This is a genomic window from Paraburkholderia gardini (assembly GCF_907164575.1).
Lineage (GTDB): Bacteria > Pseudomonadota > Gammaproteobacteria > Burkholderiales > Burkholderiaceae > Paraburkholderia > Paraburkholderia gardini.
Genome location: NZ_CAJQYY010000006.1, coordinates 29,341 through 45,510, shown reverse-complemented (window position 1 = coordinate 45,510; position 16,170 = coordinate 29,341). Strand labels below are relative to the sequence as shown.

Sequence of the window (16,170 nt, the reverse complement as noted above, 5' to 3'; positions counted from 1 at the left end):
CACTGCGCCTCTTTTTTCAGACGTGTTGCGAAGGTAGCCGCGTCTGGCCCATAAATCCATACAATCGAATTCATATCCAGTATGAAACTGGCGCATAGAGGAGGGGCAACGCGGTGGGATGTATCGGGGTGCGGCGCCGGTGCGCAGGGCCAGCGCGCGTTACGTCGCGACGCGCGTGCGGTGCGCATCAAGGCCAGCTAAAGGGACAGGCTCAGGGAAAATCCGTAGGCCCGCCAGGGAGCTGCCGTGCTTCGGCCAAGCGTAGACGTCAAGCCCAGCAGGAATACGTCCGTCAACACCGTGCGGCGTGCGCGCCACGATCAGGGCACAGTTCGCAAGCGCACCCGCGCTGTCGTTGATATCATCTCGCTCGCTGCGGCAGCGGCGTCAGCCCGTCGCTATCATTGGATCAAAAAGAGAAGCCGGAACAACGATGCGTTTGCGGAAAATTGAGTATGCGTTTCTGGCGGTGGCGGTGATTTCCGTTGTGGGATTCGGGAACTGGCTTCAGCGGGAAATGGACCGGGCGGCGCGCTCGCGCAATCAACGCGTCGCGAGCGACATGACGGACTCGCGCAATCACTGCGGCGATGCGCTCAACCGTCGTTCGGCACAGCAGGACACGATCTGGTGCGGCGCTGTCGCGCGTGACCTGACGAAACTGACTCGCCAGGTCGCGCAGCTTCAACCACGCGTAGTCGACGCGCCCTTGCGGCGTGTCAGCACGCGCTGACCCACAGCAGACGCCCAAGGCACGCGCGCGCCTGCACCAGCTGTGCTTAAGAGCGGGCCCAGCCGGTGAACGTGTTCATACGGTCACGACGATCTTGCCGAACTGACCGTTCGTTTCCAGATAGCGGTGAACCTCCACGATGTCATCGAAACTGAACGTGCGGTCGATGACAGGTTTGAGCGCGCCGGCCTCAAGCCCCTTCAGAACGAACTCGACCGCAGCGCCGCGACGTGTCGCGTCGCCGCTTGTCAGCCAGATGTTGTGCGCCTTCACGGTGATCACTTTAGCGATCATGTCCAGCACCGGCAGCGGCGTTACACCCTCGTCGAGCGCCCCGTAGATGAACGCGATTCCCCCGAACGACAGAGCCGCAATCAGCTTCGCGAAGTTCGCGCCCCCGACTGGATCGAACGCCACGCGCGCACCTTTGCCTTCGGTGATCCGCATGACTTCCTTGACGAGATCGACCTCGTCGGTGGCGATTACGTGCGCGGCGCCCGCATCGAGCAGCGGCTGGCGCTTGGCGGAGGTCCGCGTCAGCGCAACGGGCGTTGCGCCGGCGTAGCGGGCGATCTGTATCGCGGCCAGCCCGACGCTGCTGGATGCAGCCGGAATGAGCACGACGTCGCCTCTGGTGATTTTGGCGTCTTCGATCAGCGCGCCATATGCGGTCACGAACATCATCCACACAGAAGCGGCCTCGTCGAACGAAAGCGACTCCGGATGCTTCACGACCGCATGGCCCGGCGCGATGATCACTTCGCCATAGGTGAAGTACTGGTTCATCGAGAACGACGGAATTACGTTGACCTTGTCGCCAACTGCCAGACCTTTGACATCCGCACCGAGCGCGTCGACGATACCGGCCGCCTCGTAGCCGAGCCCCGCGGGAAACTCGACCGGCTCGATATAGACGTCGGTGCGCCACATCGATTCGGCGCGGTTGATACCAATTGCCTTGACTTTGATGCGAACTTCGTTCGGGCCAGGGGCGGGGACGTCGGTCTCGACGAATTCGAGGACTTCCGGACCGCCTGCTTTTGCAAACCTGATCGTGCGTGACATGTGAACCTCTTGAACGGGATGGTTGAAACCGGGTTCACCTCGGCTTATGCAGCCGCGGTGGCCTCGACAGCCTGATAAGGCGGGAAATCCGAGTAATGCTTCTCGTCGCCGCCCCAGAACGCCGCGCGGACATAAGGTGTCAGCGGCAGCTTGTGCTCCAGACGATACGGCAAATCTGGATTCGACGTGAAGTGACGACCGAACGCGACGAGATCGGCATCGCCCGACGCGACGATCGCTTCGGCGCTTTCGCCGTCAAAGCCGCCTGCCGCAATGATGGGACCGTGGAAATGCGGGCGCAGATAGCGCGTAGCAACTGGCGGATGATCTTCGTGAAGCGTGTCGTCGCCCTTGATACGCGGTTCGATTACGTGCAGGTAGGCGATCTTGTATTCGTCGAGCACGCGGGCGACATGGCTGAACGTCGTTTCCGGATCGCTGTCGGCAATGCCGCCCCATTCGCCTGACGGCGAGATGCGCACGCCCACGCGGTCCGCGCCCCACACCGGGATGAGCGCTTCGACGGCTTCGCGCAGGAAGCGCACGCGGTTTTCGATCGGGCCGCCGTACGCGTCCGTGCGCCTGTTCGTGCCGTCCTGGATGAACTGGTCGACGAGATAGCCGTTGGCGCCGTGAAGCTCGACGCCGTCGAAGCCTGCATCGAGCGCGCGCTGCGCCGCGACGCGGAATTCCTCGATGACGCCGGGGATTTCCCCGATATCGAGCGCGCGGTGCGGCGACGCGGGCACGAAGCCGTCCTTCGTCAGCGCCACGCCTTCGAATGGCACCACCGAAGGCGCGACCGGATCGACACCGCCCGTCATTTCGACGTGGCTTTGCCGGCCGCCGTGGATGAGTTGCATGAATACGCGGCCACCCTTTGCGTGAACGGCGTTCGCAATGGCCTTCCAGCCTTCCGTCTGGCCGTCGTGATAGAAGCTTGCCGCGCCGAGATAGGAGCGCGCGGGAATCGAAATGCTGACGCCTTCGATGATTTCGAGGCCACCTTCCGAAGCGCGCTGGCCATAGAAGTCGGCCATCATCGGGCTGGGAATGTCCCCGGGCTGGATGGTGCGAAGGCGAGTCATCGGCGCCAGCACGACGCGATGTGAGAGGGTGTACGGGCCGAGCTTCGTTGATGTGAACAGATGAGCCATGATCTTTCCTTAAGCGGTCAGGGTGAGGCAGTGCGGTGAGGGATTGCGTCGCGATATGCGCCTGGCGCTCGCAGCTGGATTGCACCGTATCTTTGTGACAATTTATAAATATGGATGACTAACTATTTCGAATTCAGATGCGACCATGACATCCATATACTGCCGATCAGTTCAGAGCCTTGATCCGCCGTCCACGCTCAATGTATCGCCGGTAACCCAGCGTGCCGCGTCGGACGCGAGAAAGACGACCGCGCCGGCAATATCGTCGGGCTGCGCGACGCGCTTCAACGCCTGCATGCCGAGAGCGGCTTCGCGGCCCGCCTCTGTCTTCGTGAAACTCGACATGTCGGTGTCGACGACGCCCGGTGCGACGGCGTTCACGCGGATGCCGCGCGCACCGAGTGCGGTAGCGAAATGCCGGACCAGCGTGTCGATTGCACCCTTGGTGGCGGCGTAGGCGGGCAGGGTGCCCAGCGAGGCACGGGCCGCCAGCGAAGAGAGCATCACCACGCTGCTGCCCTTGCACATCACCGGCAACAGCTGTTGTACGAGAAAGAAGGGCGCACGTACGTTCACGGCAAAGAGATTGTCGAAGTCTTCCACGGTCGTGTCCTCGATGCTCGCCGCTTTCGAAATGCCGGCGTTCGCCACGAGGATGTCAAGGCGATGTCCGACCACGGCGCGCACACGTTGTGCAAGAGAGTGTGGACCATCCGCGGCACGCAGATCAGCCGCGATTTTCTGGGCGTTGCCACCCGCCGCGCGGATTTCGGCGACCACCGCGTCTGCCGCCTTTTCTCCGCTGCTGTAATGAACGAGGACCTGGGCGCCAGCCTTTGCGAGTGCGAGTGCGCTGGCGCGGCCGATGCCGCGTGATGCGCCCGTGACAAGGGCGGTCTTTCCGGTGAGGTTGCTCATGACAAGACTCCTGAGTATGGGTTCAGCACAGGCTTAAGCGCGTTCGTTGCCTTCGTCCAGAAACTGGCTGGCGTGAGTCACGAAACGCTCCGGATACTGGTAAAGCGAGCCATGATTCGCGTCGGGGTAGATGATCAGTTGCGCATCAGGGATGTGCTGTTGAAGAATCCACGAGTTGATCGAATAGATGATCACGTCGTTGTCGCCGTTGACGACGAGCGTCGGTTGCGTGAGTGCGTTCAGATAGTCGTACGGGTTTTCGCGCGAAGCGCCCCATTTGCCGAGCGCGGCGAGTTGTGCCGGCGCGACCTTTTCATTGGCTTCAGGGTCGCGGCCTTCAGTGCGCTGGCGGAAACGCTGGAGGAACTGACGTCCGGCTGCCTGACTCGCCGCCGAAGGCGAGAAGTGCACACGCAGCCACAGCTGATCCGGTTCCTCATATGTCGCGCCGAAAATGTCCTGCGCTTCGGGTGTAAGCGAACTCATACCTTCGCCGCTACGCGGGCCCGTACCGACGAGAATCAGGCGGCGTACGAGTTGCGGTTCGGCGAGCGCGAGTTCCTGGGCGATCAGGCCGCCCATCGAAAAACCGAGCACGTCTACCTTCGTGAGGTCAAGGGCCTTGATGAACGCCGCAGCGTTGGCCGCCATTTCCTCGATCGACTCCGGCACCTCGCCCGACGAGCTGGAAATGCCCGCGTTATTGAACAGGATCACTTCGCGGCTTTGCGCAAGACCGTCGGTCACGGCCGGATCCCAGTGATCCATCGTGCCGGTGAAGTGGATGTTGAACACGAGCGGCACGCCGCCCGTTTTGCCGAACCGGCGAAAGGCGAAGCGAGTGCCGTTTGCTTCAACGTATTGCGTCGGTGCGTTCTGATGGGTATGGCGGGTCATGGCGAAACTCCTGTAAGGTCAGTGGACAGCCCGGCTGTCGCTTCCCGATTCCTGCGATATAGATGAAAGGCATGAAGCAGGTCGACGATCGGGTTGCCGGGCCTTCGCCGCTGGGTCCTCGTTGTGTCGCTGCCTGAACGGTAATTTAGTGGAGGCTTGCGGAAAACAAAAAGACTTTGTAGGCTGACTGGCATGCCTTTGAGGTATGGCTAACTGAAGAGAGACCATGGAGCTTCGACATCTGCGGTACTTTGTGGCGGTCGCTGAGGCCGGCAGCCTGACGGTGGCGGCCGAGCGCCGGCTCCATACCTCGCAGCCATCGCTTAGCCGCCAGATTCGCGATCTGGAGGACGAGGTGGGGGCCGAGCTGTTCAACCGCAGCGCGCGTGGGGTTGAACTGACTGCGGCGGGCAAGGCGTTTCTCGATCACGCCCGACTCGCGCTCACGCAGGTCGACGCCGCGACCGAGGCAGCGCGCCGCGCGGCGCAACCCGCAAGGCAGGTGTTTGCGCTCGGTTTTCTGACCGGGCAGGAAATGACGTGGCTGCCGCGTGCCATGCAGGTGCTGCGTGACGAACTGCCGAACATCGAGGTCACGGTCTCGAGCCACTATTCACCGGATCTCGCCGATGCGCTCGCGCGCGGCAAGCTCGATCTCGCGTTTCTGCGTGCCGAACCGGGATTCGATCTCGACTATCGCGTGGTCAACCGGGAGAAGCTGCTCGCGCTCATGCCGAGTGATCATCCGTTGACGGCCAAAGCGGCAATCAGCCCGCGGGATTTCGTGGGTGAACCCTTCATCATGGCGTCGAACAAGGCGAGCGTGCTGCACGACGTGATCGAAAAGTATCTGCAGCAAAGCGGCGTGGAAGTCGCAGCGGAACACGGTGTCGACAATCTCGCGATGGCGATGTCGCTCGTCGCTTCCACGCGGGGCCTCGCGTTGATGCCCGAGTACGCGAACAATCTGCTGCCGTGGTCGGTCGTCAGCCGGCCGCTCGAAGGAGATGCGCCCACGGTCGATCTGGTGATCGGCTACAGCAGGGCGAATACGTCCGCCGTGCTGAAGCTCTTTCTTTCACGCGCCGGGGAACTGGTCGCCTGGTAAGCGGATGCAGTGTCGCCTGCAAGCAGGTCGATCGTTCGAAGAAAACGAGTTGCTGGAGCACGGTGTGAACATGCGCGACGACTGGCGCTGGCGCGGACTCGATTCAAGGCTTGTTGTTGAGCCAGTTTTTCGACTGGCATGGCTCATGCGACCAGTGGCGATTTGCTCGCCTTTATCCTGGGTCGACTCCAGGCAGCGTAACGCGAGGCGTTATCGGGCACCGGTAAAAATCGACATTCCCGCATCGCCAGGCGAACCCGATCCTGGCGCGGCGTCCTGTTTACGGACTGCGAAAAAATCGACGTCTACACCGAGTTGCTGGACATGTTTAAGCCAGTCCGGCATATCGCCCTCACCGTTCCACTCGTTGCCTTTGTGATCACGGTAACGGGGCGTCAACGGTTTATCCGCTTCGATGGCGGCGGCAAGATTCTCGGTGCTTATTCCATATTCGTCCATGCGCCGGCGAATCCAGACGATCAGGCGATCGCGGGCTTCTCCGTCAAAATTGCGATGCGGTATTTGTGGAGCGGATGGCGGGTTCACCACGTGGCTTTGTTTCTGTAAAAACATGGTTATCTCAAACGTAATGCAAGGGGCCGGCTCGCAAGGCAGCAACTCGGGGAATAACCCGATTCATTGCGCCAGTCGTGCTGGCCGGGGGGGAAAGGAAATATTCTGGAATGCAGAAAATAGGGGAATCAAGCTATGACCGTCGCAAACACATGACGTCATACCAGCAGCATACGCTATATTCGTCGCCGACAGATTGGTGAGCTGATTGCGACCCGTCTGGCTGGCTTCCTCCGGAAGATGCGCAACGGGCATTCAAAAAGAAAAATCGCGACAGTATCGCCAAATGCGCCCAGACTGGGCGACATGGTGGTCGCTTTCGCGACCGGCGAATCAGGAGAAACATATTGGCAAAGAGCACGATGCGCGGCAATCGCGAGGCTAAAAAGCCTAAACAACCCAAAAAGGTGATCGCTCCTGCGGCAGGCGTGTCCCCGGCGAGTGCGCCGAAGGCCGTCGCGGCCAGCGCCCCGGCCAGAAAAAAATAGCAGGCACCCGGGGCACGGATTCGTGGCCTTTCTGTTTCACCCTTTCCGGATGTTGAGCCGGGAACTTCATCTTTAAGGACAGGGATGCGCAAGTGCCCCTCTGTCTCTCATTCAGAGCCGCATCGGTCCGATGCGAAGTCCATCCGACTTTTCGTGCATCGCTAAACGGCCGCTAACGGTTTGCGTGTGACGGTCGACTGACCCATTCCCTTTGCCCGCATGGTTCCTGCGGAATGTTTCGATTCGCCGGTAATCCGCGGCTGCGTCAGTGGCCGCGTCGCGTCATGGCTGACCACGTCGGCAGAGGCCGCACGTGGCCGCTTGTTCGTCCTGACGGGTTTGCGTGCTCTTTCCGCATCCGTCGGACCCACCACGGCCGGCAGGCGTCCACACGCGCGACACGCGTAATCCGGCCGCCCTCGAAGGAAGAACCGATCATGTCCCAGTTCGATGAACAGTGCGCCGATGCAACGACGGCGTCCGATGCAAGCATCGCGAACATCGCGCGTCGCCGCGACCAGTCCGGTCTGCCGATGGCACAGACGTCGCAGGAAACGCATCTGTGAACGCGATTCTTCACTATGTCACGCGACGTCGCTTCGTGTCGCCGCCGTGGACCGACACCGCACCGGTGCGAGAGGAACTGTTTGGCGTCGAACGGCTCGAGCAACACGCGCAGAGCCTCGCTGCCGCGCAGCCGGTGACGAAGACGCCGCCCGTCGTGCTATCGCTGCACACGCGGCTTGACGACAACGCCGCCGTCCTGCTCGCGGCCTACCGGGCGAGCGCCTGGGAACTGGAGAGCGGCCGGGGCGTCGTGCCAGCGGCCGAATGGCTGCTCGACAACTATCACCTCGTCGAGGAACAGATCCGCGAAATCCGCGACGACCTGCCGCACGGCTACTACCGGCAATTGCCCAAGCTCGCCGCTGGCCCGTTCGCCGGCTATCCGCGCGTATTCGGCCTCGCATGGGCGTTCGTCGCGCATACCGACAGCCACTTCGATCCGCAGATCCTGCGGCGTTTCATCGATGCGTATCAACGGGTTCAGCCACTGACGATCGGTGAACTGTGGGCGGTCGCGATCACGCTGCGCATCGTCCTGATCGAAAACCTGCGACGTCTTACCGACCAGATCACCGCGGGGCGCGGCGCACGCGCGGACGCCGATGCGCTCACCGACCGTCTGCTCGAATCGGGCAGCGCGCGCTCGGCACTCGAAGCGGATATCTCGACGCGTTCGTCGGACCTGCTCTCGGAACTGTTCGCCGCACAACTGGCTAAACGGCTGCGCGATCAGGATCCGCGAACCACACCCGCGCTGGGCTGGCTGGAAGAGCGGCTCAGGCTCCAGGGCGCCAGCGTCGACGAAGTCGTGCAGCACGCGCAGCAGCGGCAGGGCGCGTCGAACGTCACCGTGCGCAACGTGATCACCAGCATGCGGCTGATTTCCGACATCGACTGGGCGGAACTGTTCGAGAGCATGAGTCTCGTCGACGCCCGGCTGCGTGCGGGCAGCGCCTTTGGTGCGATGGATTTTCCGACCCGCAATCTGTACCGCAGCGCGATCGAGCAGCTGGCGCGCGGCTCGCACTTTACCGAACTCGAAGTCGCCGATCTCGCGCTTCGCTCGGCGCAGGCGGCGGCCGGAGAAACAGGCGATGCCGCGCACGCGGAGCGAACCAGCGACCCCGGCTACCACCTGATCGCGGAGGGCCGCCGCGTGCTTGAACAGACGATCGGGTTCCATCCACCGTCACGTTTGCGGATCACGCGATTCAACCTCCACCTCGGCATCAGCGGCTACGTCGGCGAGATTCTCGCGCTCGCCACGACGATGCTGGCGCTGGCGTTGTGGCTGCTCTGGTCGCTGGCGCCACGCGGTCTCGACGCCAGTGTGTTCGTGCTGTTTGCCGTGTGCGGATTCCTGCCCGCCACCGAGGTCGCGACCGCGCTCATCAACCGGACGATCGCGTGGACTTTCGGCGCGATCACGTTGCCGGGTCTCGAACTGACGGCGGGGGTGCCGTCGTCGCTGCGCACGCTGGTCGCCGTGCCGACGCTCCTGACGAGCGAAGCCGACCTGCGCGAGCAGATCGAACGTCTCGAGGTGCATCACCTCGCGGGTGCGGGTGGTGACCTGTCGTTCGCGCTTCTGGCGGACGGCCTCGATGCAGATCAGGAGGTGGTGGCCGGCGACGCGCATCTGCTCGCCGTCGCCGCCGATGCCATCGAGGCGTTGAACCGCCGGTACGAGCCAGGTCCCGGCGGTAGCCGCTTCCTGCTGCTACACCGTCGACGCGTCTTCAACGCGAGCGAGAACAAATGGATGGGCTGGGAGCGCAAGCGCGGCAAGCTGCACGAACTGAACCGTTTGCTGCGCGGCGCGACCGACACAACCTTCCTGTCGATCGCCGGGCGAGCACCGCACGTGCCGTCCGACGTGCGTTATGTGATCACGCTGGATGCCGATACGCGTTTGCCGCGAGACGCGGCGTTGCGGTTGATCGGCAAGATGGCGCATCCGTTGAACCGGCCGAAATTCAGCGACGTCGAACAACGCGTCGTCGATGGATACGCAATTCTCCAGCCGCGTGTCACACCTTCGCTGCCCGTTGGCCAGGAGGGTTCGCTGTATCAGCGCGTCTTCTCCGGTCCGGGCGGAATGGACCCGTATGCTGCGGCCGTGTCCGACGTCTATCAGGATCTGTTCGGCGAAGGTTCGTTTACCGGCAAGGGCATCTACGACGTCGATGCATTCGAAGCGGCTTTGCATGGCCGCGTGCCGGAAAATGCGTTGCTCAGTCACGATCTGTTCGAAGGGATTTTTGCGCGCGCCGGTCTGGCATCGGATGTCGAAGTGGTCGAGGAAGTGCCGTCACGTTATGACGTGACGGTCAGGCGGCAGCATCGCTGGACGCGTGGCGACTGGCAATTGCTGCCATGGATCGTCGGGCATCGCGGTCGCGACCGGCACGCGATGCCGTCGATTGGTCGCTTCAAGATGCTCGACAATTTGCGGCGTTCCCTGCTCGCACCGTCGATGGTCGCCGCATTCGGTCTGTGCTGGCTGATGCCGATCCGCGCCGGGATTGCGGGCGGCTTGCTGGTGTCAGGCGCGCTGGCGATTCCCGCCTTCCTGCCGACGCTGTTCGCGATCGTGCCGCGGCGCACCGGCATCCGTCTGCGCAATCACATCGGTGTGCTGGCCGCCGATGTGCGGCTCGCCGCGCTGCAAATCTTCCTGTCGGTCGCATTCCTTGCCGATCACGCATGGCACATGGGCGATGCGATTGTCCGGTCGCTGACACGGTTGTTCGTGACGCACCGCCGTCTGCTTGAATGGACGACGGCTGCGCAGTCGAAGGGGAGTCCGCGGCTCGACCTGCAAGGTTTTTATCGGCAAATGGCGGGCGGCACCATGCTCGGACTGGCGCTGCCGGTTAGCGCGATCGCGTTCGCACCGTCGCATTGGCCGCTCGCGCTGCCGTTTGCGTTGTTATGGCTTGCCGCGCCGGCGCTCGCGTTGTGGGCGAGCCGCTCACCGGACGTCGCGCGGCGCTTCGCCATGTCGGACCCGGACGCGCGCGACCTGCGCCTGATCGCGCGGCGCACGTGGCGCTTCTTCGAGACCTTCGTCACGCCAGCGGAAAACATGCTGCCGCCCGACAATTTCCAGGAAGACCCGAAGCCTGTCGTCGCGCATCGGACTTCACCGACCAATCTCGGTCTTTATCTTCTGTCGGCGGTCGCCGCGCGCGATTTCGGCTGGACCGGCACGACGGAAACCGTCGAGCGCCTCGAAGCGGCGTTCGCGTCGATGCAGAAACTCCCGCGTTTCAAGGGACATTTCTATAACTGGTACGGGACACTGGATCTCAAGGCGTTGGCGCCGGCTTATGTTTCGTCGGTGGATAGCGGCAATCTGGCGGGGCATCTGATCGTCGTCGCAAACGCCTGCGAAGAATGGCTGCATGCGTCGCTCGCACCGGCTGCGCGACGAGGGATGATGGATAACCTGCAACTCGCGCGTGAAGCCGTCGATGCGCTACCCGCCGCAAGCGGCACGCGTGGCAGGCAGATTGCCGCGATCTTCGACGAGATCGAAGCGCAATTGCAAGGGCCGCAAACGCTCGAAGCCCTGTCGCCATCGCTGGCCCGTTTAACGGAAAAAGCCGCGAAAGCAACGCGCGAAATCGTGCCGGCCAGCGGCGACGACAGTTCGGCCGACCTGATGTTCTGGATCGATGCGTCAGGCAAGAGCGTCGTCGAGCATGGCCGCGACCGGCAACAACTCGCCGACGCGCCGGATCGCCTGCGGGAACGTTTGAAGTCGCTCGCCGACACCTCGCGCGCGATGGCGCTCGGCATGGACTTCGCGTTCCTGCTCGATCCGGAACGCAAGCTGCTCTCGATCGGCTATTCGCAGTCCGACAACAGCCTCGACCCGAGTTGCTATGATCTGCTCGCGTCAGAAGCGCGGCTCGCGAGCCTGTTTGCCATCGCGAAGGGCGACGTCACGACGCGCCACTGGTTCCGTCTCGGTCGCGCCGCGACGCCGGTCGGTAATGGCTCGGCGCTGATCTCGTGGTCGGGATCGATGTTCGAATACCTGATGCCCTCGCTCGTGATGCGCGCGCCGGTCGGCAGCCTGCTCGAACAGACGAGTCGTCTTGTCGTCGAGCGGCAGGTGTCGTACGGCAGGTCACTCGGTATTCCATGGGGTATTTCGGAATCGGCCTATAACGCCCGCGACATCGAATTCACCTACCAGTACTCGAATTTCGGTGTGCCGGGTCTGGGTCTCAAGCGCGGTCTTTCGGAGAATCGCGTGATTGCTCCGTATGCGACAGGGCTCGCCGCGATGGTCGACCCGCAGGCCGCGCGACAGAACTACGCGCAACTCGCCGCACTCGGCGCGCTGGGTCGTTACGGTTTCTACGAAGCACTCGATTTCACGCGCTCGCGGTTGCCGGATAACGAGGATGCCGCGATTGTCCGCAATTTCATGGCGCATCACCAGGGCATGACGATCGTCTCGATCGCGAACACGTTACTCGATGCGCAGATGCGCGCGCGTTTCCATCGCGAGCCGATGATCCAGGCGAGCGAACTGCTGTTGCAGGAACGCATGCCGCGCAATGTCGCCGTGGCGCAACCGCGTGCCGAGGAAGTGAGCACGTCCGCAGTCGAAGACGGCGCCGTGCTGCCGACCGTGCGGCGCGTCGCTGCGTCGGCTGTGGCTGACGCGGCGCCGGTGACACACCTGCTGTCGAATGGACGCTACGCGGTCATGCTGACGGCGACCGGCGGCGGCTACAGCCGCTGGCGCGACACGGCCGTGACGCGCTGGCGTGAAGACGCGACCCGTGACGACTGGGGCTCGTTCATCTTCCTGCGCGATACGCGCAGCGGTCAGGTGTGGTCGGCCAGTGCACAGCCGGTGGGCAGCGAAGCCGAGTACGAAGAGGTCGTGTTTGGCGAGGACCACGCGGAATTCATCCGCCGCGACGGCTCGCTGACGACCACGATGGACGTGCTGGTTTCCGGCGAAGCGGACGGCGAAGTGCGCCGCGTGTCGCTGGCGAACAGCGGCCGCCGGGCGCGCGAGATCGAGCTGACTTCCTGCGCCGAAATCGTGCTGGCTACACCCGCCGCCGACAACGCGCATCCGGCCTTCTCACGCATGTTTGTCCAGACCGGGCACCTCGCCGAATTCGGCGCGCTGGTGGCAACGCGCCGTCCGCGTTCGCACGACGAAAAACAGGTGTGGGCCGCGCATTTCGCGGTGGTCGACGGTGAGATCGTCGCCGATCCGCAATACGAATCGGATCGCGCGCGCTTTCTGGGCCGCGGGCGCAACGCGGGCACGGCGGCGGCGATTTTCGACAATCAGCCGCTGACCAACACCACCGGCACCGTACTCGATCCGGTCTTCGCGCTCAGGTATCGCGTGCTGGTGCCGCCGGGCAAGGTCGTGCGCGTCGCGTTCTGGACGGTGGTGGCCGAGTCGCGGGCACTGCTGCTCGATCTGGTCGACCAGCATCATGACCGCAACGCGTTCGATCGCGCCAAAACGCTCGCATGGACGCAGGCTCAGGTGCAGTTGCGCCATCTCGACGTCAAGGCTGAAGAGGCGGCGGATTTTCAGCGCCTCGCCGCGCCGGTCATTTACGCTGATGCGCGTTTCAGGGCACCGTCGGACACGATCATTCGCGGGGCCGGCGTGCAGTCGGGACTGTGGCCCAACGCGATTTCCGGTGATCTGCCGATCGTGCTGTTGCGGATCGACGATGTCGAGGATATCGCACAGGTGCGGCAGCTATTGAGGGCGCACGAGTACTGGCGGATGAAGCGGCTGGGCGTCGATCTCGTGATCGTCAACGAGCGGGCTTCGTCGTATACCCAGGAATTGCAGGGCGCGATCGAAACAGCCGTACGCAGCAGCCAGTCGCGGCCGCATTTCGGCGAAGAACTTGCGCAAGGGGCGGTCTATACGCTGCGCGCCGATTTGATGAGCGTGGAGGCGCGCGCGTTGCTGCAATCGGTCGCGCGTGTCGCGTTGATCGCGCGTCGCGGCTCCATCGCCGACCAGCTCGCACGGTTGCCATCGATGCAGGGTCAGCCGTCGGCACTTCGACGGCAGAAGGTGCCGATGTCGTCGCCCTGGCCCGCACCGGTTCACCCACCCCTCGCGCCTTTGGCTTTAACTGCACGACTGGAGTTTTTCAACGGTCTTGGCGGCTTCGATAAAGACGGTCGGGAATACGTGACCGTTCTTGCGGCGGGCGCGACGACGCCCGCACCGTGGATCAATGTGATCGCCAATCCCGGCTTCGGTTTCCAGGTCGCGGCAGAAGGCAGTGGTTACACGTGGGCTGAAAACAGCCGTGAAAACCAGCTCACGCCGTGGTCGAACGATCCGGTCGAAGACCCAGCCGGCGAAGCCATCTACGTGCGTGACGAAGTGACCGGCGACGTGTGGGGCGCCACCGCGCTGCCGATCCGCGACAGCGGTACCTATATCGCGCGTCACGGGCACGGCTATAGCCGTTTCGAACACGAGGCGAATGGCATCGCACTCGACTTGCTGCAATACGTGCCGCTCGCCGACCCGTTGAAGATTTCGCGGCTGACGTTGCGCAATCTGTCTGGCGTGTCGCGCCGCCTGTCCGTGACGGCGTGGCTGGAATGGGTGCTCGGCACGTCGCGTGGTGCGTCGGGGCCGTTCATCGTGACGGAAATGGACTCCGCTACCGGCGCGATGCTCGCGCGCAATCCGTGGAGTATCGGGTTCGCGGGGCGTGTCGCATTCGCCGATCTTGGTGGCCGGCAGACCGCGTGGACGGCGGATCGCACTGAATTTCTCGGCCGCAACGGCCGGACTGCCGCGCCCGCTGCGCTCGCCGGCAGGGAGCCACTGTCTGGTGCAACCGGCGCGGGCCTCGATCCATGCGCGGCGTTGCAGGGTGTGATTGAGCTGGGTGTGGGCGAAACCGTCGAAGTCGTGTCGTTTGTCGGGCAATGCGCATCCGTCGAAGAGGCGCGCGCGTTGATCGAACACTATCGCAAGGCTGATCTCGACGCCGTCCTCGCCGAAGTGACGAACCACTGGCAGACCGTGCTCGGCACCGTACAGGTGAAGACGCCCGACCGGGCGATGGACCTGATGCTAAACGGCTGGCTGCTGTATCAGACGCTCGCGTGCCGTGTCTGGGCACGCTCGGCGTTTTATCAGGCGAGCGGGGCGTATGGGTTCCGCGATCAGTTGCAGGACGGCATGGCGCTAACGCATGCACAGCCGGACGAGACACGTCGGCATTTGCTGCGCTCCGCGGCGCGACAGTTCGTCGAAGGCGATTTTCAGCATTGGTGGTTGCCGCAGTCGGGGCAGGGCGTACGCACGCGGATTTCAGATGACCGCGTGTGGCTCGCGTTCGCGACGGCGACCTATGCCGGGTGCACCGGCGACGCCGCGATCCTCGACGAGATCGTGCCGTTCCTCGATGGGCCGCCGCTTCGTCCGGGCGAACACGATGCGTTCTTCCAGCCGATGGTTGCTGACGAACTGGCGTCGCTGTTCGAACACTGCGCACGTGGACTCGATCAATGCATCGAGCTGACCGGCAAGCATGGTTTGCCCCTGATCGGCACGGGTGACTGGAATGACGGCATGAACCGCGTCGGCGCGGATGGCAAGGGAGAAAGCGTCTGGCTCGGCTGGCTGCTATTGCGAACCATCGAGCTGTTCGCACCGCTGGCTGAAGCGCGTGACGCAGCGTGCGTTGCGCGTGCCGGGCGCTGGCGCGCGCATGCCAGGTCGGTGCGCGGGGCACTGGAACGCGATGCGTGGGACGGTGAGTGGTATCGCCGCGCGACTTTCGACGACGGCACGTGGCTCGGCTCGAAAAACAGCGACGAGTGTCAGATCGATTCGATTGCACAATCGTGGGCTGTGCTGTCGGGCGCGGCCGATCCTGCGCGCGCGGCGCAGGCGATGGCATCGCTGGAGAAGCACCTGATCCGTCACGAGGATGGTCTTGCCTTGCTGTTCGCACCGCCGTTCGATAAAACGTCGCACGATCCCGGTTACATCAAGGGCTATCCGCCGGGGCTACGTGAAAACGGCGGTCAGTACAGCCACGCGGCGATGTGGGCGATTCTCGCGTTCGCGAAGCTGGGCGATGGCAACAAGGCGGCCGGACTGTTTTCACTGCTCAATCCGGTCAACCACGCGCGTACGCCGATGGACGTCGAGCGCTACAAGGTCGAACCTTATGTGGTTGCCGCCGACGTCTATTCCGTGACGCCGCACGCCGGGCGCGGTGGCTGGACCTGGTACACGGGGTCCGCTGGATGGATGTACCGCGCTGGTGTCGAGGGCATTCTGGGCATTCGTCGCGAGGGGGATTTTCTCGTGGTTGATCCGTGTATTCCGGATGCGTGGCCGGGATTTGAAGCGACGGTCAATGTGCATTCGACGCGGTATGAAATTCGCGTTGAATCCGCGGCTGCGCGAGGTGTGATGCGTGTGCTGCTCGACGGCGCGAGTATTGATTGCGACGGCGGGCCTGTACGTGGGCCGCTGGATGCGAAGTCGCATACCCTCGTGATTTCGCTTCGTCAGGGAGCGGGCGAGAACGTCGAGCGTGACGAACGGGTTGCGTGATGCTCCGGCTTCCCTCCAGCTTTTTCGCCCGACCTTCGGCGATGTTTCCGCCAGGCTGTTGA

The 16,170-nt window shown here is 63.3% G+C and carries 9 protein-coding genes; 4 read left to right on the top strand and 5 right to left on the bottom strand.

Annotated features, from left to right (window positions below):
- The first annotated feature begins 307 nt into the window (after positions 1–307).
- Entirely contained in the window at positions 308–733 is a 426-nt protein-coding gene (locus LPA34_RS06555) for a hypothetical protein (protein WP_228976206.1), read from the top strand.
- 75 nt (positions 734–808) lie between these two features.
- Here the strand turns inward: LPA34_RS06555 and LPA34_RS06550 are convergent, their stop codons facing one another.
- From LPA34_RS06550 to LPA34_RS06535, 4 genes are all read right to left on the bottom strand, one after another.
- Entirely contained in the window at positions 809–1,798 is a 990-nt protein-coding gene (locus tag LPA34_RS06550; protein ID WP_228976204.1) for a zinc-dependent alcohol dehydrogenase family protein, read from the bottom strand.
- A gap of 44 nt (positions 1,799–1,842) precedes the next feature.
- Positions 1,843–2,955: an alkene reductase gene (locus tag LPA34_RS06545; RefSeq protein ID WP_228976202.1), complete on the bottom strand. Its 1,113-nt coding sequence runs from the start codon at positions 2,953–2,955 to the stop codon at positions 1,843–1,845.
- Positions 2,956–3,126: 171 nt separating this feature from the next.
- The gene (locus tag LPA34_RS06540; RefSeq protein WP_228976200.1) at positions 3,127–3,873 is read right to left on the bottom strand and encodes an SDR family NAD(P)-dependent oxidoreductase; all 747 of its coding nucleotides are present in this window, start codon (positions 3,871–3,873) and stop codon (positions 3,127–3,129) included.
- A 33-nt stretch (positions 3,874–3,906) separates the two neighbouring features.
- Entirely contained in the window at positions 3,907–4,770 is an 864-nt protein-coding gene (locus tag LPA34_RS06535; RefSeq protein WP_228976198.1) for an alpha/beta fold hydrolase, read from the bottom strand.
- A 226-nt stretch (positions 4,771–4,996) separates the two neighbouring features.
- On the opposite strand from LPA34_RS06535, the gene LPA34_RS06530 reads away from it, so the two are divergent.
- Complete coding sequence (locus LPA34_RS06530) at positions 4,997–5,878, top strand: LysR family transcriptional regulator (RefSeq protein WP_228976191.1); 882 nt, start codon at positions 4,997–4,999, stop codon at positions 5,876–5,878.
- Between the two features lie 210 nt (positions 5,879–6,088).
- Here LPA34_RS06530 and LPA34_RS06525 read toward each other — a convergent pair whose 3' ends face one another.
- The gene (locus LPA34_RS06525; RefSeq protein WP_228976189.1) at positions 6,089–6,451 is read right to left on the bottom strand and encodes an H-NS family nucleoid-associated regulatory protein; all 363 of its coding nucleotides are present in this window, start codon (positions 6,449–6,451) and stop codon (positions 6,089–6,091) included.
- Positions 6,452–7,376: 925 nt separating this feature from the next.
- Between LPA34_RS06525 and LPA34_RS26885 the strand changes: the two genes are divergently transcribed.
- Together LPA34_RS26885 and LPA34_RS06520 are read left to right on the top strand one after the other, a co-directional pair.
- A complete protein-coding gene (locus tag LPA34_RS26885) occupies positions 7,377–7,505 on the top strand; it encodes a hypothetical protein (RefSeq protein WP_267478864.1) in 129 nt (42 codons plus the stop codon).
- The gene (locus LPA34_RS06520; protein ID WP_228976188.1) at positions 7,502–16,108 is read left to right on the top strand and encodes a GH36-type glycosyl hydrolase domain-containing protein; all 8,607 of its coding nucleotides are present in this window, start codon (positions 7,502–7,504) and stop codon (positions 16,106–16,108) included. The genes LPA34_RS26885 and LPA34_RS06520 overlap by 4 nt, the downstream gene beginning before the upstream one ends.
- The last annotated feature ends 62 nt before the right edge of the window (positions 16,109–16,170 follow it).